Here is a 20,091-nt window from a genome sequence, read left to right as displayed (position 1 = left end):
TCGACGGTGCCGGCCGCCGGGGGCTCCGGCGGCACGAGCCGCGCACCTCGGGTACGGGGCATTCCGGCTCCCCGCCCGGGCGGTGCCGGGTGTGGGTCACGGTTGCGGGTCAGCGCCGGAGTTTCACCGGCTTCCCCCCGTACAGAGGTGTGGACGACAGGCTCACTCTACCGGCCCGTAACCGGCGGGCTCGGGGGCGCAGGGGCCGGGCGCCCCTTACCGGGCTCGGTCACAGGGCCCGGTAGGTGACCGGGTCCGTGCCCGGCACCGCCTCGGCGCGGCCCTGCTTGACCAGTCGCCGCACATGGGCCTCCGCTTCGGAGACGGCGATGTTGCGGGAGCCGTACGGGATCTGCTCCCAGGGCCGGTTCCATTCCATCCGCTCGGCCAGCCCCCACGGGGTCAGCGGCTCGGCCAGCAGCGTCCAGAGGCCGGTGAGCCGCTCCTCGTGGTGGTCGAGGAGCTCCCGTACGCGGGCGGGAGCGTCGGTGAAGGCGTGCTGGTGGGCCGGGAGCACCTCGGCGGGTCCGAGGCGGCCGATGCGTTCGAGGGAGTCGAGGTAGTCGCCGAGGGGGTCGGTGACGCGGGTGTCCTCCGGAGCCTCGTACAGGCCGATGTGGGGGGAGATCCCGGGCAGCAGGTGGTCACCGGAGAAGAGGCGGCCGTTGCCGGGGAGCTGGGCCGGGTGCTCCTCCTCCAGGTGCAGGCAGACGTGGCCGGGGGTGTGGCCGGGGGTCCAGATGGCGCGCAGCCGGCGGCCGGCGAGGGGGAGCAGCTCGGCGGGGACGATCTCCCGGTCGGGGACGGCGGCGCGCAGGCCGGGCAGGGTGCGCATGCGGCCGGTCGCGCGGGCGGCGCGCAGTGGGGCGATGTGCTCCTCGGGGGCTCCGGCGGCGGCGAGTTTGGCGCTCATGTAGTCGAACCAGATGCCGGGTTCGGAGGAGCGGGTGCGTACGACGACCTCGGTGTCGGCGGCGTGCATGGCGATCCAGGCGCCGGAGGCCTCGCGGACCTGGCCGGAGAGGCCGTGGTGGTCGGGGTGGTGGTGGGTGATGACCACGCCGTGGATGTCGGTGACGGCGGTGCCGAGTGCGGCGAGGCCGGCGACGAGGGTGTCCCAGGAGGCGGGGTCGTCCCAGCCGGTGTCGACGAGGACCGGGCCGCGGTCGGTGTCGAGGACGTGGACGAGGGTGTGTCCGAGGGGGTTGTCGGGGATGGGGACCTTGATGGCCCACACGCCGCCGCCGTGATCGGTGACGTGCGGTGTGTCCCCGGTGGCCCCTGCCGTGCCGGCCTGCGCGGCCTGTGACGTGCCGTCCTGCGTGGCCTGTGACGTGCCGTCCTGCGTGGCCTGTGACGTGTCGTCCTCCGTCATGCGCCCTCGCCCTCCCCCTGTTGCCGCCCTCGGATGAGAACGTGTTCCAGTAGTAGCCCAAGTCGACCACTTTCCGGGCTCGCTGACTAGTCGTTCGATCTTCTCCGCGACGGCGACGGAGGTTCCGTCCTGGCCGTGGACTCCTCTAACTAGAACTGGTATCAGTTCTGCAACGCCAAGCCGCAGGAGGCCTCAGCCATGACCGAGCTCGTGGAACACGGAAAGCTGTTCATCGGCGGGGAGTGGACGGATCCGCTGGGCACCGACACGATCCGGATCGTCTCCCCCCACACCGAGCAGGTCATCGGCTCCGTCCCGCACGCCTCGAAGGCGGACGTCGACCGCGCCGTCGCCGTCGCCCGCAAGGCGTTCGACGAGGGGCCCTGGCCGCGGATGACCCTGGACGAGCGGATAGCCGTCGTCTCCCGGATCAAGGACGCCATCGCCGTCCGGCACGAGGAGATCGCCCGCTCGATCAGCTCCCAGAACGGCTCCCCGTACTCCTGGAGCGTCCTCGCCCAGGCACTCGGCCCGATGATGGTCTACGACGCCGCGATCACCGTCGCCCGCGCCTACCCGTACGAGGAGCACCGCCAGGGCGTGCTCGGCCCGATCCTGGTGCGCCGGGAGCCGGTGGGCGTGGTCGCCGCCGTCATCCCCTGGAACGTCCCGCAGTTCGTGGCGGCGGCCAAGCTCGCCCCCGCCCTCCTGACCGGATCGACCGTCATCCTCAAGCCCTCGCCCGAGGCGCCGCTCGACTCCTACATCCTCGCCGACATCGCACGCGAGGCCGGACTCCCCGAGGGCGTGCTGTCGATCCTGCCCGCGGACCGCGAGGTCAGCGAGTACCTCGTCGGGCACCCCGGCATCGACAAGGTCTCCTTCACCGGCTCGGTCGCGGCCGGCAAGCGCGTGATGGAGGTCGCCGCGCGCAACCTCACCCGCGTCACCCTCGAACTCGGCGGCAAGTCCGCGGCCGTGGTCCTCCCGGACGCCGACGTGGCGACCGCCGTCGCCGGGATCGTGCCGGCGGCCTGGATGAACAACGGTCAGGCGTGCGTGGCCCAGACCCGCATCCTCGCCCCCCGCAGCCGGTACGAGGAGGTCGCCGAGGCCCTCGCGGAGGCGGCCGGCGCACTCGTCGTCGGCGACCCCCTCGACCCGGCGACCCAGCTCGGCCCGCTCGTGGCCGAGCGGCAGCGGCAGCGCTCGCTGGACTACATCCGGATCGGCCAGGAGGAGGGCGCGAAGGTCCTGGCGGGCGGCGGCCGCCCGGCGGACCTGGAACAGGGCTGGTACGTGGAGCCCACCCTCTTCGGCGACGTCGACAACTCCATGCGGATCGCACGCGAGGAGATCTTCGGCCCGGTCGTCTGCCTGATCCCCTACGGCGACGAAGCCGAAGCGGTACGCGTCGCCAACGACTCGGACTTCGGCCTCAGCGGCAGCGTCTGGACCGCCGACGTCGAGCGCGGCATCGACTTCGCCCGCCGGATCCGCACCGGCACCTTCAACGTGAACACCTTCAGCCTCGACATGCTGGGCCCCTTCGGCGGCTACAAGAACAGCGGCCTGGGCCGGGAGTTCGGCCCGGAGGGCCTGAGCGAGTACCTGGAGCACAAGATGATCCACCTCCCGGCCGGTTACGAAGCGGGTGCCTGATGGGTGACCGCTGGCAGGTCGAGGTGGACAGAGGCGTCTGCATCGGCTCGGGCATGTGCGTGAACCACGCCCCGGACGGCTTCGTCCTGGACTCGGCACGCCAGTCCCACCCCCGCACACCCCAGTCGGACGCGAACGAACCCACCCTCACGGCGGCGGAAGGCTGCCCCGTGGAAGCCATCCTCATCACCCTCGCGTCGACGGGCGAACCGGTCTTCCCGCCGGAGGAATAGGGGAGCGGGGGCGGGTGCGGGGGCAGGGGCGGGGCGGTCGGATACGCCCCGCCCCGCCGCATGATCGACCGTTGTCCGTTCCGTTGTCGATGTTGCATACTCCGCTGCGCTCGCATCTCGAACGGACGGGCGAACGAGTTCGATGACGGGAACCTCCTTGGCCCAGCTTCAGTTGGTCGATCCATCCGTGTCCATCCCCATCCTCTACACAGCTGCTGCGGTCGTGGTGCTGTGCCTTCTCCTGGCCGCCCTCATACCCCCACGCCCCCTGAACGGGCGTCTGGCCGGGCCCGATCCGCAGCTCCAGCTCGCGCTCAAGGCCGTGCGCGGTGGGGCGTGGGAGCCCGCGGCCGACCTCATGGAGGCGGCCGGAACCGACTGGGAGCGCCGTACGCACTACGCCGGGCACCTGGCGTACTCAGCCGCGTACGACGGAGACGGCTGGCTGAAGGCCTGGCAGGCGGCCGCCCCGGACGACCCCGACGCGATGTTGGTCGCCGGGTGTACGCGCGTGAAGCGGGCCTGGCGGCTGCGCGGGTTCCGGTCGGCGAGTGTGACGTCCCGGGAGCAGTTCGCCGGCTTCCACCAGGAGCTTGCCGCGGCGCGCGTGGAGCTGGCGGACGCCGCACGCCGCTGTCCGGGAGATCCGACGCCGCTGGCCGGGTTGGTCACGGTCGGGCGCGGGCTGGCCTTCTCCAAGGACGAGATGGGCGCGTTGCTGGCCGAGGCCGAGGCGGCCTCGCCGCACCACTTCGGCACCCACTACGCCGCATTGCTGTATTTCTGCAGCAAGTGGCGCGGTTCCCGGGCCGAAGTGGAGGAGTTCGCGGCGCGGGCGGCCAGGCAGGCGCCGCGTGGGAGCCTGCTGGCGCTCCTGCCCCTGCTCGCGTGGTACGAGGAAGTGGACCTGGGAGGCGACCCCGCCGGCCTGTTCGGTACGCCGCACGTCGTCGCGCTCGTGGACGCGGCGCTGGAGGACGTCGGAGTGGCGGAAGGCCACCCGAACCTGCCGGAGGCGCGGCACCTGCTCGCCTACTTCCTCGTCCGCCAGCGCCGCTACCGAGCGGCCCTGGAGCAGTTCCGACAGGTCGACGGCTACGCGAACGCCATCCCGTGGAGCTATCGCCCGTGGGGCAAGCTCTCCTACCGACTGCACCGCGCCCGGGCCGTCTGGGGAGCCCTGCTCACGCGGCGGTGAGCCGCGGGGCCGCTCGGGCGGCGTCGGGTAGGTGGGGCGGTGGTGGGGACGGCGGGGTCCACTCGGTCCGCATCACAGCTGTGTATGGGGGTTTCCCGTCAGTCCCATCGTCCCTCCGGGTCGGGCCGGTCCCTCAAGGGCGCTCCTCCTTCGTCGTCGCGTCGCTTCGCGATGTCGCTGCGCTCCACCCTTGACCGACCGTCCCGACCCGGAGAAACGAAAGACTGCCGAGAAGCCCCCAAAAGAACGAGCCGGTCCAAGGCACGAAGGACGGGGAGATCACAGCAGCCAGGGCACGCCCTGGTGAGCACGATCCCGAGACAGGCCCATGAGACCTGTGCGTCAGAGCGAAGGGGCGCACCACATCGCTACGCGCTCCTGACGTCTCAGCGTCCGACCACCGTCCGGGGCTGGACATAAGCCGCCCACGCGACCTCGGCCATTCCGCGCTCACCGCGTCCGACCACCGTCTGGAGCCGGGCATAGGCCGCCTACCACCCCAGGCATTCCGCGCTCATCGCGTCCGACGACCGTCTGTGGCGGGTCATAGGCCGCCCACGACCTCAGGCACCTCGCGCTCACCGCGTCCGACGGCCGCCTGTGGTCGGTCATAGGCCGCTTACGGCCCATGGACGCTTCTCACGGGAGGCGTCCGCACGCCGGCGGAGGCGAAAAGACGCAGAAGCGCGGCCATGTCGCGGTGGATGCGGGTCAGCGCAGGTGAGCGGCCCAGACGATCGACATATCACGCCAATTGCCCCACTTTGTGTGTGGGCTTGTGATGTCGTCCTTGCGCTGACCTGAATCCACGACGGATCAGCCGAGCTGCTGGCCGCCCTCACCTCTCTCGGTGCGCCCCATCGGCCGTCGACGGCCGCAGGTCGCCGACGTGGAGAGGCGCGCGGCGATCTGAGGCGGCCTGTGCCCGGCCACGGCCGGTCGTCGGCCGCAGGGCGGGAGCCGGGGCCCGGTCGTGGGCGGCCTGTGCCCAGCCGCGACCGATCGGCGGACGCGGGTCGAGGATCGGATCGCGGTCGTGGGCGGCTTATGCCCGGCCACGGACGGTCGTCGGACGCGACGAGCGCGGAATACCTGGGGTGGTAGGCGGCCTATGCCCAGCCCCAGACGGTCGTCGGACGCTGAGAGGTGGGGAGCGTGTAGCGATCGGATGCGCTCCGTCGCAGGGTGCGGCCTTCTGTCGGACTCGTCTCGCGGTCGTTGCCGCCAGGGCCGGCCTGGGGGGCTGTGATGTCCCCGTCCCTGAAAGCTTGGACCGGCTCGTTCTTTTGGGGGCTTCTCGGCAGTCTTTCGTTTCTCCGGGGCGGGACGGTCGGTCAAGGGTGGAGCGCAGCGACATCGCGAAGCGACGCGACGAAGGAGCGCCCTTGAGGGACCGGCCCGACCCGGAGGGACGATGGGACTGACGGGAAACCCCCATACACAGCTGTGATGCGGATCGAGTGGCTCCCGCCCACCCCGACTCCGCCCGCCCTCGTCCGGCCCCCCGCCCGGCCCCCGGCCCCGCCTCGCCGCAGCGGCGGCTTCAGGCCTTTTCCGGGGCCGTCAGGTCGATCAGGCGGCACACCGTTTCGATGTCGATCTTGACCTGGGCGATCGAGGCGCGGCCGGAAAGCCACGTGATCAGAGCCGAGTGCCAGGTGTGCTCGATGACCCGGACCGCCGAGAGCTGCTCCGCCGTCGGGGGGTGCTCCAGGCCCATCGCGTCCAGGATGATCGCCGTGGTCAGCCGGGACACCGTGTCCACCTCGGGGCTCACGCTCCGGTCCGCGAACGTCAGTGCCCGCACCATCGCGTCGGCCAGCTGCGGCTCCCGCTGGAGGGCGCGGAAGGCCCGCATCAAGGTCTCCGCGACCCGTGCCGCCGGGTCGTCCCCGGCCGGCGGGCGTTTGCGCAGCGTGGTGTGCATGTGCTGGAGCTGGTCCTGCATGGTGGCGACCAGCAGGTGCACCTTGGACGGGAAGTAGCGGTAGAGCGTGCCCAGGGCCACGCCCGCCGCCTCCGCGACCTCGCGCATCTGTACGGCGTCGAAACCGCCCCGGCTGGCCAGCTGGGCGCTGGCGTGCAGGATCCGGCGGCGGCGTGCCTCCTGGCGTTCCGTCAGGGGAGGCGACGCCGGTGTGGTGACGGCCTTCACTTCCGCTGTCATGTGTCCCGTTCCGTATCGTTGCGCGGGCTGAATCCGGGCTGGTCCGCGGCCAGCATCGCAGGCGCCGGAGCCGTGGCGCGAATCACCTGCTCCGCCTCTTACGGTGTGGTTTCCGGCCGGTAGATTCAATGGTCTTCGACGGATCAAGTCTGAAACTTGTTCTACATTATCCGAGCGGTTACGCTCCGGCGAAAGTTGCAGTGAGAAGGGGGCCGAGAGTGACCGCAGAGGCCATGGTGACGAGCCCTTTCGTGGGCTCCGCCGCCGACGGCGACCGCCCGCTGCGCATCGCACTCCTCACCTATAAGGGGAACCCGTTCTGCGGCGGCCAGGGCGTCTACGTCCGCCACCTCTCGCGTGAACTCGTCCAACTGGGGCACTCCGTCGAAGTCGTCGGCGCGCAGCCCTACCCGGTCCTCGACACGGGCGCCTCGCTCACCGAACTCCCGAGCCTGGACCTGTACCGCAGCCCGGACCCCTTCCGCACGCCGAAGCGTGACGAGTACCGGGACTGGATCGACGCCGTCGAGGTCGCCACCATGTGGACCGGGGGCTTCCCCGAGCCGCTGACGTTCTCGCTGCGCGCCCGCCGCCATCTGGCCGCGCGCGCCGGTGACTTCGATGTCATCCACGACAACCAGACCCTCGGCTACGGCCTCCTCGCCGACCTCGGCGCCCCGCTGGTCACCACGATCCACCACCCCATCACCGTCGACCGCAAGCTCGACCTCGACGCCGCGCGGGGCCGCATGAAGCGGGCCTCCGTGCGCCGCTGGTACGGCTTCACCCGCATGCAGGGCCGGGTGGCCCGCCGGCTGCCGTCCGTGCTCACCGTCTCCGGGTCCTCCAAGCAGGAGATCGCCCAGCACCTGGGCGTCCAGGACGAGCGCATCCACGTCGTGCACATCGGCGCCGACACCGACCTGTGGTCGCCGGACCCGTCCGTGGCCGAGGTGCCGGGCCGCATCGTCACCACCTCCAGCGCGGACGTGCCGCTCAAGGGGCTCGTGTACCTCGTCGAGGCGCTCGCGAAGCTGCGTACCGAGCGGCCCGAGGCGCACCTCGTGGTCGTCGGCAAGCGCGCCGAACAGGGCCCGGTCGCCCGCGCCCTCGAGACGTACGGCCTCCAGGACGCCGTCCGCTTCGTCAAGGGCATCACCGACGCCGAGCTCGTCGACCTCTACCGCAGTGCCCAGATCGCCTGCGTGCCCTCCCTCTACGAAGGCTTCTCGCTCCCGGCGGCCGAGGCCATGGCCACCGGCACCCCGCTCGTCGCCACCACCGGCGGCGCGATCCCCGAGGTCGCCGGACCCGACGGCGAGACCTGCCTCGCGGTGCCCCCGGGCGACGCGGGCGCGCTGGCCGCCGCGCTGGGCCGGGTGCTGGGCGACCCCCAGCTGCGGGCCCGCCTCGGCGCCGCCGGGCGCGAACGGGTCCTGACCCGGTTCACGTGGGCCGCGGCCGCCAAGGGCACCGTCGCGCACTACCGCGCCGCGATCGAGCAGGCCGCCGCCGGCCGTACCCGCCGGGCGCGCTGACCTTCCGCCACCCCCGCTTCGTCCCCATCCCCCGAACACCCCCGCGACCGCGAAGGCAGGACCCCGTGCTGACCGTCGATTTCTCCCGGTTCCCGCTCGCCGCAGGCGACCGCGTACTCGACCTGGGCTGCGGCGCAGGCCGGCACGCCTTCGAGTGCTACCGGAGAGGCGCCCAGGTGGTCGCCGTCGACCGCAACGGCGAGGAGATCCGCGAGGTCGCCAAGTGGTTCGCCGCGATGAAGGAGGCCGGTGAGGCCCCCGCCGGGGCCACCGCCACGGCCATGGAGGGCGACGCGCTGGCGCTGCCCTTCCCCGACGACTCCTTCGACGTCGTCATCATCTCCGAGGTGATGGAGCACATCCACGACGACAAGGGCGTGCTCGCCGAGATGGTGCGCGTGCTCAAGCCCGGCGGGCGCATCGCCATCACCGTGCCGCGCTACGGCCCCGAGAAGATCTGCTGGGCGCTCTCCGACGCCTACCACGAGGTCGAGGGCGGCCACATCCGCATCTACAAGGCGGACGAGCTGCTCGGCAAGATGAAGGCCGCGGGCCTCAAGCCGTACGGCACGCACCACGCGCACGGGCTGCACTCCCCGTACTGGTGGCTCAAGTGCGCCTTCGGCGTCGACAACGACAAGGCGCTGCCCGTGAAGGCGTACCACAAGCTCCTGGTGTGGGACATCATGAAGAAGCCGATGGCGACGCGGCTCGCCGAGCAGGCCCTGAACCCGCTCATCGGCAAGAGCTTCGTGGCCTACGCGACCAAGCCCCATCTCCCCGTCAGCGCGGCCCAGTGAGCTCGCCGGGGCGCACCGAACACCTGGTCCTGGACGGCGTACTGACGGCCGAGGAGGCCGCCCGTACCGTGGCGGGGATCCTCGCCGCGCAGCGCGCCGACGGCGCCATACCGTGGTTCCGCGGGCACCACCTCGACCCGTGGGACCACACCGAGGCCGCGATGGCGCTCGACGCGGCCGGTGAGCACGAGGCCGCGGAGCGGGCGTACACGTGGCTGGCCCGGCACCAGAACCAGGACGGTTCCTGGTACGCGGCCTACGCCGACCGGCCCGACGGTGTGGACACCGAGGAGCCGCAGGACGCGAGCCGCGAGAGCAACTTCACCGCGTACATAGCCGTCGGCGTGTGGCACCACTACCTGTCCACCGGCGACGACGCCTTCCTGGACCGCATGTGGCCGGCCGTGTACGCGGCCGTGGAGTGCGTCCTGACGCTCCAGCAGCCCGGCGGCGAGATCGGCTGGAAGCGGGAGGCGGACGGCACGGCCGTCACCGACGCGCTCCTCACCGGCTCCTCCTCCATCCACCAGGCGCTGCGCTGCGCGCTGGCCATCGCCGAGCACCGTGAGGAGCCGCAGCCCGACTGGGAGCTCGCGGCGGGCGCGCTGCGGCACGCCATCCGGCGTCACCCGGAGCGGTTCCTCGACAAGAACCACTACTCGATGGACTGGTACTACCCGGTCCTCGGCGGGGCCTTGACCGGTTCGGAGGCCAGGGCGCGCATCGAGGAGCGCTGGGACGAGTTCGTGGTCCCGGACCTGGGCGTGCGCTGCGTACTGCCCAACCCGTGGGTGACGGGCGGCGAGTCCTGCGAGCTGGCGCTCGCGCTGTGGGCGACAGGGGAGTCGGACCGGGCGCTGGAGATCCTGCGCTCGATCACGCACCTGCGCGCGGACAACGGCATGTACTGGACGGGGTACGTGTTCCAGGACGAGGCCGTCTGGCCGGTGGAGCAGACCACCTGGACGGCCGGGTCGCTGCTGCTCGCCGTCGCGGCGCTCGGCGGGGACGAGGCCACGACCGAGGTGTTCGGCGGGGCCTCGCTCCCGGCCGGGCTGGAGCCCGACTGCTGCGGGTGAGTCGGGCTCAGGTTCAGCGGCGGTAGAGCCAGCCGGCGACGGCGTGGCCGACGAGCAGGTAGGCGACGGCGGCGATGCCGTAGCCGATGACGACCTGGACCCATTCGCGGCTGAAGGTGAACAGGTCGTAGGACCAGGCCGCGAGCCAGGACGCGATGTCGTGGACGAAGTCGACCAGGGCGTTGCCCTGGTTGGCTTCCAACAGGTACAGCAGGATCCAGAGCCCGATGACGAAGGCGAGCACGTCCGCCACCAGTGCGACGGCGCGGCCTGCCTGACTGCTTCCCCGGGTGCGTACTCGTGTGTGAGTGCTCATACGGCCCGTGTTGCCGCCTTGGCGTGTCGTAAACCCGAACGGGTTCCCCCGGTGGCGGGGCGCCGGGACCGGGGTGAGGCTGCGGAGGACGCCTCAGTCCCCGGAGGAAACCGTGTCCGTACCCACGACCGTCCGATTCCGTCGCGCCGTCACCGCCGTGGTGCTGTCCACCGCGCTGATGGTCGGAGCCACCGCATGCGGCAGTGGTGGCAACGGCCCGCGCGAGGAGCTGTCCGCCGCGTCGATGGGGGAGCTGGCCGCCCTCGCGGCGGCGGAGCCCGTCGCCGCCGAGGCCGACGAACTGGCCGCCGCGACGCCGTCGCCCAGTACGTCCGCGGAGAAGCAGAAGTTCGCCAAGACGCGGTTCGTCGCCAACGCGAGCCTCGCGGCCGGGGCGACGTACCAGTGGATCGTCAAGCCGTACCGGGCGGGCAAGTTCAAGAAGGGCGCCAAGGGGCGTACGTTCGCGCTGATCAAGGCGGGCCTCGCGGGTGCGTTCGCGTACAACCGGCTGAAGGCGGCGACCCAGAACGCCAAGGGTGACCCGCTGCTGGCGAAGGCGGTGGCCCCGCTGGCGGCGGGCATCGAGTCCCTGAAGGGGCTCGGCAGCAAGCTGCGCAAGGGGCAGGCGGGTGACGGTGACATCGATGCGTTCGACAGTGTCATCAACAGTGTGAAGGAAGCCGGTCAGAGTGCGGGGGCGACGGTGACGGACAAGGTCCCGAGCGCGTCGCAGCTCGGCGGCTGACCCGTCTCCGGGTGCGGTGCGGTGCGGTGGTCGCGCCTCAAACGCCGGCGGGGCTGGGTTGGGCCGCTCGGGCGGGGGCGGAGTGTGGGGGTGGGGGTGTGGGGCCGGCGGGGGGTGTCTCCTCGGCTCGCGCGGCGCGGCCACGTCCCGGCCGTACGGCCCAGGTTGCGCGCTCGTCCTGCGGGGACACCCCCCACCGTCCCCACACCCCCACCGCTGGCCGCCTTCTCCCAGGGCCGTGGGGCGGTGACACTGCGGGGGCTCCCCGCAGGACGAGCGCGCAACCTGGGTTTCGCATCATGACCATGGCCGCGTCGCGCGAGCCGAGGAGAGCCCCCGCAGGGGCACCGCCCCACCCGAAGCCCCACCCAAGCCCCGCCGGCGTTTGAGGCGCGGCCACCGGGCCGCACCCGGGAACGCACCCGCACCCGGACGATCCCGCACCGCCCGGCCAGGGCAAGGGCGCGACCACCGGGCCGCACCCGGAAGACGATTCCGTAACGCCCGGCCAGGGCAGAGGCGCGGCCACCGGGCCGCACCCGGGAACGCACCCGCACCCGGACGATCCCGCACCGCCCGGCCAGGGCAAGGGCTGTTTCAATGGGGTCGTGATCGAGATCGTGGTGGTCGTTCTGGGCGCCGTGGGAGCCGGGTGGCTGCTGCGGCGCAAGCATCGTGCGCGGACCGCCGCCGGGCCGGTGCCCGGGATTCCGTGCATGGTCCGGATCCCGGCCGGCGAGGGCCGTTGGCGGCCGGGCCGGGTGTACGGGGAGCAGGGCGTGGCCCGGTGGGTTCCGCAGCGGGGGGAGCCGGTGGCGTTGCCCGGTGGGCGGGCCACCGGGATCCGGGTGCCCTCGGTGAAGGAGGGGATCTCCATCAATCCCGGCTCGCGGATCGTCACCTGCGCCTACGACGGCGGCGGGAGCGTGGAGATCGCCGTCATGCCGCTGGACGTGCGGGAACTGCTGGAGTTCGTGCCGCAGGCCGAGTCCTGAGGTCCGGCTTTCCGTCTCAGCTGTTGAGTTCGGCGAGGACGCGCAGGGTGTGGGGGTCCGGGGCCGTCAGGAGGAGGTCGGTCACGGGGCCCTTGCGCCAGAGGTCGAGGCGTTCGGCGATGCGTTCCCTGGGGCCGATGAGGGAGATCTCGTCGGCGAAGGCGTCCGGTACGGCCAGGACCGCTTCTTCCTTGCGGCCCGCGAGGAACAGTTCCTGGATGCGGCGGGCCTCTTCCTCGTAGCCCATGCGGGCCATCAGGTCGGCGTGGAAGTTGCGGGCCGCGTGGCCCATGCCGCCGATGTAGAAGCCGAGCATCGCCTTGACCGGGAGCAGTCCCTCGGCGACGTCGTCGCAGACCTTGGCGCGGGCCATCGGCGCGATCATGAAGCCTTCGGGGAGGTCGGTGAGGGAGGCCTGGTAGACGTCGGTGCGGGTGGGGGACCAGTACAGGGGGAGCCAGCCGTCCGCGATGCGGGTGGTCTGGGCGATGTTCTTCGGGCCTTCCGCGCCGAGGAGGATCGGCAGGTCCGCCCGGAGCGGGTGGGTGATCGGCTTGAGCGGTTTGCCGATGCCGGTGCCGTCCTCGCCGCGGTACGGGTGGGTGTGGAAGCGGCCGTCGAGGGCGACCGGGCCTTCGCGGCGCAGCACCTGCCGGACGATGTCCACGTACTCGCGGGTGGCGGTGAGGGGTGAGGCGGGGAAGGGGCGTCCGTACCAGCCTTCGACGACCTGTGGCCCGGAGAGGCCGAGGCCGAGCGTCATGCGGCCGCCGGAGAGGTGGTCCAGGGTGAGGGCGTGCATGGCGGTGGCGGTCGGGGTGCGGGCGGCCATCTGCGCGATGGCGGTGCCGAGGCGGATCCGGGAGGTGTGTGCGGCGATCCAGGTCAGGGGGGTGAAGGCGTCCGAGCCCCAGGCTTCGGCGGTCCAGACGGAGTGGTAGCCGAGGTTCTCGGCCTCGGTGGCGAGGTCGAGGTGGTCGGGGTTGGGGCCGCGGCCCCAGTAGCCGAGTGCGAGTCCGAGGCGCATGTACGGTCCCTCCAGAATCTGACGAGGCGTCAGGTGACTGTAGGGCAACGGCCCCCCGCCCGGAAGGGCGGGGGGCCGTCGGCCTGGGTCCGGGCGGCGGTCAGCCGCGCTGGATGCCCGAGGTGTCGTTCAGGACGCCGCGGCGGCCGTCCTGGGTCTGGGCGATCAGGGTGGCGGCGCCACGCTGCTCGACGGCCAGGTACCAGGTGCCCGGGGCGAGTTCGGCGATCGGGGTGGGCGAGCCGTCCTCCGCGTACAGGGGGCGGGCGACCGGCACCGCGAACCAGAACGGGGTGAAGTCCGCCGCCGGGGTCGGCGCCGGGGCCGGGGTGTGCTGCGCGTCCTGCGGACCGGGACCCGGGTTCGGCGTGCCGCCGTAAGGCGGGACCGGCTGCGGGGTGGCGCCGTACGGGGTCTGCTGCCCGCCCGGGTAGCCGTAGCCGGCACCCGGCTGGGGCTGGCCCGGCTGGCCACCGTACGGCGGGACCGCGGCGGGGCGCGGTTCCGGGACGAGCTGGCCGGCCAGCGCCGGGACCTTCGCGCCGGCCAGGGCGACACCGGCCAGGGCGAGCGTGGCGATGAAGGCGAGGATGGCGCCGGCGCCCAGGTCGAGCACGTCAGGGCATGCGATGAGGCCCCACAGTGCCGACCAGGCGGCGGAGACGGCGAGGACCGTGCCCCACGCCGTGAGCGGCAGGCCGAGCACCTTGCGCTCCGGCTGGAAGCGGGACCCGATGAGCAGACCGGCGGCGATGAAGCCGATCAGGAAGACGGTCGGGAGCGTCAGGTGGTTGGAATCGAGGTCCCAGGCACTCGGCCGGTCGACACCGGTGGCGGAGTAGTAGTCGAGGAACGAGGCGATGAACAGCAGCGCCGCTGCTCCGATCACCACGCCGTCGCCTCGAGTGAGGGAGCGGATGTTCACGTCTCAGGTGTCCTTCTCGGTCTCGGTCGTCGTCTCGTGGTGCCACGGTCGCAGAGCGTGTCTGCAGCAGGGCGGGCGGCACCATGGTACGGAGGTTTCCGACGGCCGAGATGATCGGGTCGGCGGGTGGTCCCGCCGGACTCCCGGGAGGACCTACCCGCCGAGGAAGCCGACGATGCCGTCCGCGATGCCCTGGGCCGCCTTCTGCCGCCACTCCGGACTCGTCAGCTGCGCCGCGTCCTTGGCGTCACGCATGTTGCCGCATTCGATGAACACCTTGGGCTGGGTTGACAGGTTCAGTCCGCCCAGATCGTCGCGCACCACCAATCCGGTGCCGCTGCCGAGGTAGTTGGCGGGCGCCGAGCCGGTGGTGCGGGCGAAGTTCCCGGCGATCCTCTCCCCGAGTTGCCGGGACGGTTCGACGATCTTCGCGGTGTCGGCGGCGCCGCTCTTGACCTTGGCCGGGAGGATGATGTGGAAGCCGCGGTTGCCCGCCGAGACCCCGTCGGCGTGGACGGACACGACGGCGTCGGCCTTCGCCTCGTTGCCGATGCGGGCACGCTCGGTGATGCAGGGACCCCACGGGCGGTCGGCCTGGTGGGTGAGGACCACCTTGGCGCCCTGGGCCTCCAGGGCGGTCCGCAGGCGCAGGGAGACGTCGAGGGTGAAGTCCGCCTCCTTGTAGCCGGCGTTGGTGGTGGTGCCGGTGGTGTCGCATTCCTTGCGGTTCGTACCGATGTCGACCTGCTGGTCGATCTCCTCGGTGTGCTCGAAGTTCCCGGCGTTGTGGCCGGGGTCGACGACCACGGTCCTGCCGGCGAGCGCGCCCTTGGCGGGTGCGGGTGCCGGGGCGGCCGCGGGGCTGCTCGTACTCGCGCCGGGGCTCGTGGTCGCGCTCTCGCCGGCGGTGGAGCCCGGCTTCGCGTCCCGCTGGCCCGGCGAGAGGGTCGAGTGCGAGGCGGGCAGCGGCGCCGGGTGGGACTGCCCGTCGGACCCGGACCCGGCGGCGAACGCCTGGGTCAGGACCCAGCCCGCCAGAGCGGCCGGGGCGAGCGCGGCAACCCCGACGACGAGCGTGGAGCGTCGGGTGAACCAGGGCCGGTGCGGGTCGATGGTCGAGCCGGACTCGGGGGGCGGGGGGCTGTTGTCGTTGCGCACGCCGCGATGCTAGACCCGCTTGCCGGCCCCCGTCCGGACCGTAGGCCATCCGAAGGCGTGGTGCGATTGTCTGCCTGGCGTTCATCAGGTCGGATGACCGGACGCCCTCAGTTCGAGGTCCGGCTTTCGCGCTTCCGTGCCGAGCGCGCCCACTGCCACGCCGTGTGCCCCACGAGAGCCAGGGCGATGAGAACGGCGAGCACGCGAATCGTGCCCCAGGTCACCTCACCGAAGGCCGCGTTGCCCGCTTCCACTTTCAGACGTTCGGATGTCTCGACAAAGGCGATCAGCGGAACAAGGAGACGGAAGGGAAGTCCGCCGATCCCGGGGATCCGCGCCAGATTCCCGAAGAGACCCAGAGGGACGCCGAAAAAGAAAGCGGCCAAACCCCAGGCGAGCATTCCCGACGAGACGCCTTCCGCTTCCAACCCGTCGGCCGACATTCCGATCGGCGCGACGGGACTCAGCCACTTGAGCGTGTAGTAGACGACCACGCCGACGGCCAGTGCCGAAGAGGCCACCACGGCGGACTCGATCTTCGACCGCCGGGTGTACCCGACGAGGAAGGCCAGGCACGCCCACGACCATCCCCCGGCGAAGACGAGGCCCGTGATGTGGAAGATCGGGGTGTCGAACTTGCCCGAGATCGCGCCGAGCACGCCGATCAGCGCACCGGCGACGAGAGCTGAGAATATGGAAATGGCGCGTGTGCGCGATAAACTCACGACGGTCTTCCCTGCCTACGGGTCGCCGGTGGACGGGTCGGTGATCTCCCCGGGTTCCCGTACCGGCGATTGCGCGGGAACCAGGGCGCCGAAATATCTGCGGTGGCAGCCTACGGTCGCGCGTACGGTCGCCGGAAGCGGAAATCGGGCAGCCCGGATCGAGCGCGACGAGCTTCCCGGCGGACCGTCCCGGTCACCGAACCGGACGGACGTCAGACGCCCGCGCCCGTACGCCGCAGCACGCGCAGCGAGTCGGTGACGGAGATCTCCTCGAAGGCGCCGGAGGCCAGGGCCCGCAGATAGATGCGGTACGGGGCCTGGCCGCCGTCGGCCGGATCCGGGAAGACGTCATGGATGACGAGCGTGCCGCCCTCCGCGACGTGCGGGGCCCACCCCTCGTAGTCGCCGGTCGCGTGCTCGTCGGTGTGACCGCCGTCGATGAAGACGAAGCCGAGCTTGCCGCCCCAGGTGGCCGCGACCTGCGGGGACCGGCCGACGATCGCGATCACGTGGTCCTCCAGCCCGGCCTTGCGCAGCGTCCGGCGGAAGGTCGGCAGGGTGTCCATCAGCCCGACCTCCGGGTCCACGACCGTCGGGTCGTGGTACTCCCAGCCCGGCTGCTGCTCCTCGCTGCCCCGGTGGTGGTCGACGGTGATCGCCGCCACGCCGGCCTCGCGGGCGGCGTCGGCGAGCAGGATGGTGGAGCGGCCGCAGTACGTGCCGACCTCCAGCAGCGGCAGCCCGAGCGCCCCGGCCGCGGTGGCCGCCTCGTACAGGGCGAGACCTTCCCGCACGGGCATGAACCCCTTGGCGGCCTCGAAGGCGGCGAGGGTCTCCGGCTTGGGCTGGGCGGCCATGGTGTTCCTCCTGCTGAGCGACGTGTGGCGGCCCATGCTGCCTTACCCGCCGGTAGGGCGCTACGGCCGGGGCACGCTCCTACGCCGCCCCCCGGTCAGCGGCCGAACAGCCGGGACAGGCCACCCGTCCCGCCGGTCCCCTCCGCGCGCCGCTGCTCCCGTACGGCACGCCGGAAGTCCGCCCGGGTGTCGGAGACCTCCTGGGCCAGGTCCTGCATGCCGGGGAGGAAGGGAAGCCGGTGCAGCAACGCGTTCATGTGCGCCAGCGCGGCCGCCGGATCGCCCGCCTCGCCGATGGTGCGGAGCACGCGGTGGGCCACTTTCGGATCGCCGCGCTCGGCGAGTTCGGCGAGGTTCGGGAAGAGCCGCCAGTACAGGAGCGCGGCGCCGGCGATGTCACCGACGAGCCAGGCGTCATGGGCCAGCCTGCGCCGCACGTCCAGCAGGACGGGACTGTCGGCGGTCAGGGCCCATTCCAGGTCGGGCAGCAGCGGCCCCAGCCAGGCCCGCTCGCTCAGCGCGCGCTCCCGGCCGCGCGCGTCCCACTGGCCGTCACGGGCGTGGGCGCCCCGATGCATGGCCGACGCGAGGTGGTAGCGGGCGGTCAGCGTGACCAGGGCGTGCGTGCCGAACACCCGCGTCGCCTGCTCGACGAGCACCCGCAACTCCTGCTCGTGCCGGCGGCCGTCCCCGGACCCGAAGGCCGCCGCCTCGCCGACCCAGGCGGCACGCCCGGTGATCGTGTCCGGGTGCTCCAGGCCCAGGACCCGCACCATGCGCGGCAGCAGGCGCTCCAGATCGATCGTCCTGGACGGCCCGGCGACCCGCATCACACGGTGGTAGGCGGCCCGCACCGTCAGCGGGTCCTGCGCGCCGAGTTCCTCGGTCAGGTCGTCGGTCAGCATGCGCAGCCGCTCCACGACATCGGCCGGCTCGTCCTCCACCAGCTGCGTCAGCCTGCGCTCCAGCATCGCGCGGACCGGATCGGCGGCCGCGGTGTGCACGGTGGGGGCGTACGGCGGCGGGGGCGGGAAGGAGCCCGCCGGCGGAGCGGGCTCGGGTTCGGGCGCGGCCACGGGCTCGGGGGTCCGGCTCCGGGCGATCTCCGCCAGCCGCCGGGACACCTCGGCCGCGTCCGCCGGCCGGTCCGCCGGGTCCTTGGCGAGCAGCTCCAGCACGAGGGAGTCCAGCGCGGCCGGCAGCTCCGCGCGCAGCGAAGTCGGCGCGGGCGGCGCGGTCGTGAGGTGCTGGGCGAGCAGCTCGTGCATCTCGCGCGCGGCGAACGGGCGGGTGCCGGTCAGCAGTTCCATCAGGACGCAGCCCAGGGCGTACAGGTCGGCCCGCCCGTCGACGGGCACGCCGTTCGCCCCGCCGGTCCACCGTTCGGGGGCCATGTACGGGAAGGAGCCGATGACCATGCCGGTGGCCGTCAGCCCCGTCGTGGCGGTGGCGCCGCCGCTGCCGCCCCCGGCCTTGGCGATGCCGAAGTCGAGCACCTTCGTCAGCCCGCCGTCGGTGACCATCACGTTGGCGGGCTTCACGTCCCGGTGGACGATCCCGGCGGCGTGGGCGGCCCCCAGCGCGTCCGCGATGCGCCCGGCCCACTCCAGGGCGTCCGCGAGCGGCGGTACGCCGGCATCCAGCACATCGGCCAGGCTGCGGCCCCGGAGCAGCTCCATGACGAGGTAGACGGCGTCGCGTCCCTCGCGCTCGGTGCGGCCGAAGTCGTGGATGGTGGCGATGTTGGGGTGCGCGAGGTTCCCGGCGAGGCTGGCCTCCCGCTCGAAGCGGCGGGTGTCCTCCGGCGTCTGCGGATATCCGATCTTGACCGCGACCTGTCGGCCCACCCGGCTGTCCTCGGCCCGCCACACCTCGCCGAAGCCTCCTCGGCCGAGCAACTCGGCCAGCGCGTACCGGTCTTCGATCACTTCCCGCACGTGCCAGGCCCCCGTCACCACAAGATCAATCCGGCAGAGCATTATCCCCGCCCGTGGAGTGGACCGGCAGCCGATCGCTTCTGACCGACCGTGACCGAGTACATGATTCACCCCACCGGAACGCACCCGGCTGACTACGCTCGGCTACAGGGCGAAACGAACGCCGAACAGCGTGAACTTGGGGGTGACCGCCTCATGGTCAAGATTCGCGAGCTCGATCCCAGTGCCTCGCCGCTGGACTACTACGGGTACGAACTGCGGCGGTTGAGGGAGCAGGCGGGCCTGAAACAGGCGCAGTTGGGCGAGATCATCTTCTGCACGGGCTCTCTGATCGGCCAGATCGAGACGACGAAGCGGGTCCCGACCCGGGACTTCTCGGAGCGCGTGGACGCGGCGCTGGGCACCGGCGGGGTGTTCTCGCGACTGGTGGGACTGGTGCTACGGAGCGTGCTGCCGACCTGGTTCCAGCCGTACGCGGAGATGGAGGCCCGGGCCTCGTACATCTCCACCTTCCAGGCGCAGTTGGTCTACGGCCTGCTGCAGACGCCCGCCTACGCGCGGGCCGTGCTCGGCGTGCGGACCGAGGGGGAACTCGACACGAAGGTGGCCGCCCGGATGGACCGGCAGCGGATCCTCGACCGCGAAGACCCGCCACTGATGTGGGTGGTGATGAGCGAGGCCGTGCTGCACCAGGAGATCGGTGGCCGCGAGGTCATGCGGGACCAACTCGCCCATCTGTTGACCCTGCAGAGGAGGGAGTGGGTGAAGGTGCAGATCCTGCCGTTCGAGGCGGGCGCCCATGCGGGGTTGCCCGGCACATTCAACCTTCTGCGGTTCGAGGACGACCCCGACATTGTCTACACCGAGGACTTCGTGCAGGGTCATATGACGGCCAATCCGCAAGCTCTCAGGGAGGGTTCGCTCCGATACGATCATTTGCAGGCAGCCGCCCTGTCCCTGGAGGACTCGGTGGAACGGATCGCCCGCGTGATGGAGGAGCGTTATGGACACCAACCAGAACCTGACGGGCGCGCAGTGGCGTAAGTCTTCGTACAGCTCCGACACCGGCGGAGACTGCGTCGAGTGCGCGCCCCTCGGTGACACCGGCTGGCTCAAGGCCTCGTACAGCGGGGACACCGGCGGTGATTGTGTCGAGATCGTCGCGCAGCCGTGCCGTGTTGCCGTCCGGGACTCCAAGGACCCCGAGGGGCCTGTATTCACCGTCCGGCCCGCGGCGTTCGAGGTCTTCGTGAGGTCCGTCTCGGTATGATCCGCTCCCTGACGACGGGGAGGGAGTCGGGGGGATGGAGTGTGTAGGACCGGTCGGTCCGACGCACGTGGGGCCGTTCAA

General features: G+C 71.9%; 19 protein-coding genes and 1 riboswitch. Of the genes, 10 read left to right on the top strand and 9 right to left on the bottom strand.

Annotated features, from left to right (window positions below; translation table 11 throughout):
• Nucleotides 1-65: 65 nt before the first annotated feature.
• A riboswitch (cobalamin riboswitch) is annotated at nucleotides 66-135 on the bottom strand.
• A gap of 94 nt (nucleotides 136-229) precedes the next feature.
• Nucleotides 230-1,375, bottom strand: coding sequence for an MBL fold metallo-hydrolase (locus OG624_RS13810; protein ID WP_371639456.1), 1,146 nt, complete (start codon nucleotides 1,373-1,375; stop codon nucleotides 230-232).
• A 198-nt stretch (nucleotides 1,376-1,573) separates the two neighbouring features.
• On the opposite strand from OG624_RS13810, the gene OG624_RS13805 reads away from it, so the two are divergent.
• The 3 genes from OG624_RS13805 (at nucleotide 1,574) to OG624_RS13795 (ending at nucleotide 4,468) form a co-directional block, all read left to right on the top strand.
• The gene (locus OG624_RS13805; RefSeq protein ID WP_033227069.1) at nucleotides 1,574-3,037 is read left to right on the top strand and encodes an aldehyde dehydrogenase; all 1,464 of its coding nucleotides are present in this window, start codon (nucleotides 1,574-1,576) and stop codon (nucleotides 3,035-3,037) included.
• Entirely contained in the window at nucleotides 3,037-3,270 is a 234-nt protein-coding gene (locus OG624_RS13800; protein ID WP_161297452.1) for a ferredoxin, read from the top strand. Before OG624_RS13805 ends, OG624_RS13800 begins: the two co-directional genes overlap by 1 nt.
• 187 nt (nucleotides 3,271-3,457) lie before the next feature.
• Nucleotides 3,458-4,468 (top strand): hypothetical protein, encoded by a 1,011-nt coding sequence (locus OG624_RS13795; RefSeq protein ID WP_051764047.1) that lies wholly within the window; start codon nucleotides 3,458-3,460, stop codon nucleotides 4,466-4,468.
• Between the two features lie 1,543 nt (nucleotides 4,469-6,011).
• Here OG624_RS13795 and OG624_RS13790 read toward each other — a convergent pair.
• Nucleotides 6,012-6,635 (bottom strand): TetR family transcriptional regulator, encoded by a 624-nt coding sequence (locus tag OG624_RS13790; protein WP_033227195.1) that lies wholly within the window; start codon nucleotides 6,633-6,635, stop codon nucleotides 6,012-6,014.
• 218 nt (nucleotides 6,636-6,853) lie between these two features.
• Between OG624_RS13790 and OG624_RS13785 the strand changes: the two genes are divergently transcribed.
• From OG624_RS13785 to OG624_RS13775, 3 genes are all read left to right on the top strand, one after another.
• Entirely contained in the window at nucleotides 6,854-8,173 is a 1,320-nt protein-coding gene (locus OG624_RS13785) for a glycosyltransferase family 4 protein (protein ID WP_033227194.1), read from the top strand.
• Between the two features lie 65 nt (nucleotides 8,174-8,238).
• Nucleotides 8,239-8,973: a class I SAM-dependent methyltransferase gene (locus OG624_RS13780; RefSeq protein ID WP_033227193.1), complete on the top strand. Its 735-nt coding sequence runs from the start codon at nucleotides 8,239-8,241 to the stop codon at nucleotides 8,971-8,973.
• Nucleotides 8,970-10,052 carry a prenyltransferase gene (locus OG624_RS13775; RefSeq protein WP_033227192.1) on the top strand — a complete coding sequence of 361 codons (1,083 nt, stop codon included), beginning with the start codon at nucleotides 8,970-8,972 and terminating at the stop codon, nucleotides 10,050-10,052. The genes OG624_RS13780 and OG624_RS13775 overlap by 4 nt, the downstream gene beginning before the upstream one ends.
• Before the next feature lie 13 nt (nucleotides 10,053-10,065).
• Here the strand turns inward: OG624_RS13775 and OG624_RS13770 are convergent, their stop codons facing one another.
• A complete protein-coding gene (locus OG624_RS13770; protein ID WP_033227191.1) occupies nucleotides 10,066-10,368 on the bottom strand; it encodes a hypothetical protein in 303 nt (100 codons plus the stop codon).
• 178 nt (nucleotides 10,369-10,546) lie between these two features.
• On the opposite strand from OG624_RS13770, the gene OG624_RS13765 reads away from it, so the two are divergent.
• Both OG624_RS13765 and OG624_RS13760 read left to right on the top strand, forming a co-directional pair.
• The gene (locus OG624_RS13765) at nucleotides 10,547-11,116 is read left to right on the top strand and encodes a hypothetical protein (RefSeq protein ID WP_051764063.1); all 570 of its coding nucleotides are present in this window, start codon (nucleotides 10,547-10,549) and stop codon (nucleotides 11,114-11,116) included.
• Nucleotides 11,117-11,724: 608 nt separating this feature from the next.
• Nucleotides 11,725-12,111 carry a hypothetical protein gene (locus tag OG624_RS13760; RefSeq protein ID WP_033226983.1) on the top strand — a complete coding sequence of 129 codons (387 nt, stop codon included), beginning with the start codon at nucleotides 11,725-11,727 and terminating at the stop codon, nucleotides 12,109-12,111.
• A 16-nt stretch (nucleotides 12,112-12,127) separates the two neighbouring features.
• On the opposite strand, the gene OG624_RS13755 is transcribed toward OG624_RS13760, so the two are convergent.
• The 6 genes from OG624_RS13755 to OG624_RS13730 form a co-directional block, all read right to left on the bottom strand.
• On the bottom strand, nucleotides 12,128-13,138 hold the full coding sequence (locus OG624_RS13755; RefSeq protein ID WP_033226985.1) for an LLM class F420-dependent oxidoreductase: 1,011 nt from the start codon (nucleotides 13,136-13,138) through the stop codon (nucleotides 12,128-12,130).
• 100 nt (nucleotides 13,139-13,238) lie between these two features.
• Nucleotides 13,239-14,063, bottom strand: coding sequence for a DUF5336 domain-containing protein (locus tag OG624_RS13750; protein ID WP_033226988.1), 825 nt, complete (start codon nucleotides 14,061-14,063; stop codon nucleotides 13,239-13,241).
• Between the two features lie 153 nt (nucleotides 14,064-14,216).
• On the bottom strand, nucleotides 14,217-15,221 hold the full coding sequence (locus OG624_RS13745) for an N-acetylmuramoyl-L-alanine amidase (RefSeq protein WP_033226990.1): 1,005 nt from the start codon (nucleotides 15,219-15,221) through the stop codon (nucleotides 14,217-14,219).
• A gap of 107 nt (nucleotides 15,222-15,328) precedes the next feature.
• Complete coding sequence (locus tag OG624_RS13740) at nucleotides 15,329-15,946, bottom strand: hypothetical protein (protein WP_033226992.1); 618 nt, start codon at nucleotides 15,944-15,946, stop codon at nucleotides 15,329-15,331.
• A 212-nt stretch (nucleotides 15,947-16,158) separates the two neighbouring features.
• The gene (locus OG624_RS13735; protein WP_033226994.1) at nucleotides 16,159-16,803 is read right to left on the bottom strand and encodes a class I SAM-dependent methyltransferase; all 645 of its coding nucleotides are present in this window, start codon (nucleotides 16,801-16,803) and stop codon (nucleotides 16,159-16,161) included.
• Between the two features lie 95 nt (nucleotides 16,804-16,898).
• Nucleotides 16,899-18,740 (bottom strand): serine/threonine-protein kinase, encoded by a 1,842-nt coding sequence (locus tag OG624_RS13730; RefSeq protein WP_158712007.1) that lies wholly within the window; start codon nucleotides 18,738-18,740, stop codon nucleotides 16,899-16,901.
• A gap of 195 nt (nucleotides 18,741-18,935) precedes the next feature.
• Here OG624_RS13730 and OG624_RS13725 point away from each other — a divergent pair, with 195 nt between their 5' ends.
• Nucleotides 18,936-19,784 carry a helix-turn-helix domain-containing protein gene (locus OG624_RS13725; protein WP_033227026.1) on the top strand — a complete coding sequence of 283 codons (849 nt, stop codon included), beginning with the start codon at nucleotides 18,936-18,938 and terminating at the stop codon, nucleotides 19,782-19,784.
• Nucleotides 19,744-20,010 (top strand): DUF397 domain-containing protein, encoded by a 267-nt coding sequence (locus OG624_RS13720; protein ID WP_078909769.1) that lies wholly within the window; start codon nucleotides 19,744-19,746, stop codon nucleotides 20,008-20,010. The genes OG624_RS13725 and OG624_RS13720 overlap by 41 nt, the downstream gene beginning before the upstream one ends.
• Nucleotides 20,011-20,091: the final 81 nt, after the last annotated feature.

The sequence above is a fragment of the Streptomyces virginiae genome (assembly GCF_041432505.1).
In the GTDB taxonomy this organism is placed as follows: domain Bacteria; phylum Actinomycetota; class Actinomycetes; order Streptomycetales; family Streptomycetaceae; genus Streptomyces; species Streptomyces virginiae_A.
This window is presented reverse-complemented; position numbering and strand designations above follow the sequence as displayed.

Excerpts from the sequence above, each read along its gene's own strand:
- OG624_RS13810 (WP_371639456.1), bottom strand. The coding sequence starts at position 1,375 with ATGACGGAGGACGACACGTCACAGGCCACGCAGGACGGCACGTCACAG.
- OG624_RS13805 (WP_033227069.1), top strand. The coding sequence starts at position 1,574 with ATGACCGAGCTCGTGGAACACGGAAAGCTGTTCATCGGCGGGGAGTGG.
- OG624_RS13800 (WP_161297452.1), top strand. The coding sequence starts at position 3,037 with ATGGGTGACCGCTGGCAGGTCGAGGTGGACAGAGGCGTCTGCATCGGC.
- OG624_RS13790 (WP_033227195.1), bottom strand. The coding sequence starts at position 6,635 with ATGACAGCGGAAGTGAAGGCCGTCACCACACCGGCGTCGCCTCCCCTG.
- OG624_RS13770 (WP_033227191.1), bottom strand. The coding sequence starts at position 10,368 with ATGAGCACTCACACACGAGTACGCACCCGGGGAAGCAGTCAGGCAGGC.
- OG624_RS13765 (WP_051764063.1), top strand. The coding sequence starts at position 10,547 with ATGGTCGGAGCCACCGCATGCGGCAGTGGTGGCAACGGCCCGCGCGAG.
- OG624_RS13755 (WP_033226985.1), bottom strand. The coding sequence starts at position 13,138 with ATGCGCCTCGGACTCGCACTCGGCTACTGGGGCCGCGGCCCCAACCCC.
- OG624_RS13735 (WP_033226994.1), bottom strand. The coding sequence starts at position 16,803 with ATGGCCGCCCAGCCCAAGCCGGAGACCCTCGCCGCCTTCGAGGCCGCC.
- OG624_RS13725 (WP_033227026.1), top strand. The coding sequence starts at position 18,936 with ATGGTCAAGATTCGCGAGCTCGATCCCAGTGCCTCGCCGCTGGACTAC.
- OG624_RS13720 (WP_078909769.1), top strand. The coding sequence starts at position 19,744 with ATGGACACCAACCAGAACCTGACGGGCGCGCAGTGGCGTAAGTCTTCG.